This is a genomic window from Aquitalea sp. S1-19, from assembly GCF_024343515.1.
In genome coordinates this window covers 1-3,585 of sequence record NZ_RJTZ01000172.1, presented here as the reverse complement: position 1 = coordinate 3,585, position 3,585 = coordinate 1, and the positions used below count along the sequence as shown (strand labels likewise).

At 62.5% G+C, this 3,585-nt stretch carries 5 protein-coding genes; all 5 read right to left on the bottom strand.

Features of this window, described 5'->3' with window-relative positions:
- A partial coding sequence (locus EGI20_RS16550; RefSeq protein WP_498632790.1) for a phosphoribosylaminoimidazolesuccinocarboxamide synthase occupies positions 1-300 on the bottom strand: 300 nt, incomplete at its 3' end.
- 51 nt (positions 301-351) lie between these two features.
- A complete protein-coding gene (locus EGI20_RS16545) occupies positions 352-1,491 on the bottom strand; it encodes a 5-(carboxyamino)imidazole ribonucleotide synthase (protein WP_498632788.1) in 1,140 nt (379 codons plus the stop codon).
- The gene (gene purE / locus EGI20_RS16540; RefSeq protein WP_498632786.1) at positions 1,491-1,979 is read right to left on the bottom strand and encodes a 5-(carboxyamino)imidazole ribonucleotide mutase; all 489 of its coding nucleotides are present in this window, start codon (positions 1,977-1,979) and stop codon (positions 1,491-1,493) included. The genes EGI20_RS16545 and purE overlap by 1 nt, the downstream gene beginning before the upstream one ends.
- A gap of 154 nt (positions 1,980-2,133) precedes the next feature.
- On the bottom strand, positions 2,134-2,874 hold the full coding sequence (gene ybgF, locus EGI20_RS16535; protein WP_498632083.1) for a tol-pal system protein YbgF: 741 nt from the start codon (positions 2,872-2,874) through the stop codon (positions 2,134-2,136).
- A 40-nt stretch (positions 2,875-2,914) separates the two neighbouring features.
- Positions 2,915-3,361 (bottom strand): hypothetical protein, encoded by a 447-nt coding sequence (locus EGI20_RS16530; protein WP_498632082.1) that lies wholly within the window; start codon positions 3,359-3,361, stop codon positions 2,915-2,917.
- Positions 3,362-3,585 lie beyond the last annotated feature (224 nt).

Genomic DNA, 3,585 nt, shown 5'->3' with positions numbered 1-3,585 from the left:
CGCCACCACGGCACGGCCTTCTACCTGCGGCAAATCCTCGGCCGACACCATGTCTTCCGGCTTGTCGCCGGTCAGATGGTTGGGCACCACGTCTTTCAGTTTGTCGAACCAGAAGTTGGAGATCGCGGTCAGTATCTGGCCCTTGGCCGGAATCGGATCATCCAGAATCACATCGAACGCCGACAGACGGTCGGTGGCAATCATCAGGATGCGCTTGTCGTCGATTTCGTACAGGTCGCGCACCTTGCCGGAGTAGATTTTTTTCAGGCTATTGAGATGGGTGGTGGTGATGCCGGTCATGAATTTTTCCAGATAAAGAAAAGGCGAAGCCTTATGGCTTCGCCTGATGAATCAGAGTGTGTCTTTCAGCGCCTCGGCCTGCTCCAGCGCCGCGTCGGCCGTAGCTGCCATCACGTTGAAGTGGCCCATCTTGCGGCCCTTGCGCGCCTCGCGCTTGCCGTACAGATAAAGCTGCGCATTCGGCGCCTCGGCCAGCACATTCCACTTGGGCTCGCTGCCATCTTCGCCCCACACATCGCCCAACAGGTTGACCATGACGACCGGGGTCATCAGTTCGGTCGAACCCGGCAACAGGCCGCATAGCGCGCGCACTTGCTGCTGGAACTGGTCGGTGACGCAGGCGGTCAGCGTGTAGTGGCCGGAATTGTGCGGACGCGGCGCGATCTCGTTGACCACCAGCGTGTCGTCGCCCAGCACAAAGAATTCGACGGCCAGCACGCCAACGTAATCCAGTTCGTCAGCCAGACGCTGCGCCATCGTTTGCGCGGATGCCGCCAAGCCGGCAGCAATGCGCGCCGGCACGATGGACACATCGAGGATACCGTTCGCGTGGCGGTTTTCCGCCAGCGGGAATACCGCCATCTGGCTGGCGCTGGTACGGGTAACGATGGCCGACACCTCAAGCTTGAGGTCCAGCATCTTCTCTAGCACGCAGGCGACGCCCAGGTCGGCGAAGGCGGCACGCGCCTCGGCCGGCGTCTTCACCCGCTGCTGGCCCTTGCCGTCGTAACCCAGACGCGCGGTTTTAAGAATGCCCGGCAAATACGCTGCCAGCGCGTCATCGGAAACAGCCGCCAGTGCCGCCGCCGACTCCAGCACCAGATAGGGCGCAGTCGGCAGACCGGCTTTGCTTATCCATGCCTTCTCGGCGATACGGTCCTGCGCGATCGCCACACAGTCGCCCGATGGCGACACGCGCGTGGTTTTCGCCAGCATACGCATCGCGTCGGCGTCGACGTTTTCAAATTCGGTAGTCACCGCCGCGCAAGTATCGGCCAGTGTTTGCAGTGCGGTGGCGTCGCCATACGGCGCGCACAGATGCACATCGGCAAAAGCGGCGGCAGGGGAATGCGGATCAGGCTCCAGCACGGTGACGCGATAACCCATGGTCTTGGCCGCAATGGTAAACATGCGCCCCAGCTGGCCACCGCCGATAATGCCCAGCATCGCCGGCGGCAGGATGGCGGCCATTATTCGACCTCCGGCAGCGTCATCGCCAATACGGTTTCTTCCTGCTTGCGGCGGAAAGCCTTGAGCTGATCGGCCAGCTCCGGACGGGTGGTCGCCAGTTGGGCGATGGCAAACAGCGCGGCATTGGCCGCGCCCGCCTCGCCGATGGCGAAGGTCGCCACCGGAATGCCCTTTGGCATCTGCACGATGGACAGCAGCGAATCTTCGCCGCGCAGGTATTTGGATGGCACCGGCACACCCAGCACCGGCACATGGGTCTTGGCGGCCAGCATGCCCGGCAGGTGCGCCGCACCGCCGGCCCCGGCAATAATGGCCTTCAGGCCGCGCGCCTCGGCCTGTTCGGCATAACTGAACAACAGGTCGGGCGTACGGTGGGCGGAGACTACGCGCGTCTCGAATGCGACCCCGAATTCCTTGAGTACGCGAGCGGCGTTCTGCATCACGTCCCAATCACTATTACTACCCATTACGATGCCGACTTCGATCATGGCGCTTTATGCCCGTGCAAAGAGGAAGTGGGCAATTTTACCTGATCAGGGATGCAGGCCGGAACACTTTATTATTTCGACATGAAAGGATGGATGAAGAAGAACGGGAGTGGGGAGTAGTGAGTGCCGCGCCCTACTCCCTACTCCCCGCGCCTCACATCGTCGTCAGCTGCTGCTTGGCCTTGGCGGCGGCATCCGAGTTCGGGTAGAGCTTGATCAGCTTTTTCAGCGTGATGCGCGCCTGGTCGACCTGCTCCAGCTCGCGCTGGGCATTGGCCACATTGCGCAGTGCATCCGGTGCCTTGGGGTGGCGCGGGTTTTCATCGGCGAAGCGGCGCTGGATGTCGATGGCCGCATCGTATTGACGCAAGGCGGTATGGGCGACGCCGCGCCAGTAGGTGGCGTCCAGCGCCTGCGGTGCATTGGGGTTGCTGTCGGCAAAGGCTTTCAGTGCAACCACGGCCTGGGCAAAGTCGCGTTTGCGTAGCGGTGACAGCGCCTGATCGAACGCCTGCTGGACCGCGTCGACGCTTTCCGCCGGCGCTGCGGCATTACTGCTTGCCGGCTCGGTACTGCGCCCGCCTTCGAAACGGCCCAGACGCTGGTCGATGTCGGCATACAGATCATTCTGGCGCTTTTCCAGCACGCCGATCTTGTACTGCAGCATCTCGTTGTCGCCGCGCAGCTTGGCGACCTCGGCCTGCATGCCGTCCACCCGGCTGACCATTTCCAGCAGGCGCTCGTTACTGATGCGCGACTCGATCTGGGAGAGGCGTGCGGTGGCCTGGCGGTTGACCTGATCCAGCTGGGCGCGGGTCTGTTCCAGATCCGAGGTACTGGCACATGCCCCCAGCAGCAATGAACAGGACAGCAGGGTCATACGGCTTGCAAACATGGTTTCTCCGGCTAAAACGGGGCCGGCTTCTGCCGGCTCATCAATCGGGTTTTGCCTCAGGATACACGACTTCTACCGCCGCCTTGCCCTCAGGGCGGGCCACCAGGCTGTCACGCTGCCACTGCGCGGGTGCGACACCCGCCTGCCCCAGCGCGGCGGAGGCAGCATCGAGGCGCTGGCCGATTTCGGCACTTGTGCCCGCGCCATGGGCGCGCAGCAATACCTGTACCTTGGGGTGATGCTTCAGGCAATCGGCGTGCGCCTGCAGCTTGACGCGCTCGGCATCGGTAAACGGATAGTAAATCATGCGTAATGGCGCGCCCGGGCAATACTGCGGCGCGCTAAACCCCAGCACCGGCCCCGGCCCCATCAGCGCCAGATTCGGCCGGGGAGGCACAGGTTCCAGCTCCTCATGGGCAGGGGGCGCGGTGGTACAGCCTAAAAGCAAGGCGGTAAAGCCTGCAGACAGCAAGATACGGCTAGACATGGCGTGCTCCTGTGGATAAAACCCCGCCAACAGCTGACGGTGTTTTATCCAGCATAGGCAAAGGCAGCCAACAACACTGCCGGAGCCCGGCACTCAGACCTTATTGGCCGTAAGACACATCGGCGCGACGGTTTTCGGCATAGTCAGCCGGGCTCGAGCCTTCGGCACGCGGTTTTTCCTTGCCATAGCTGACTGCTTCGAGCTGGGCATCTTTCACGCCCAGC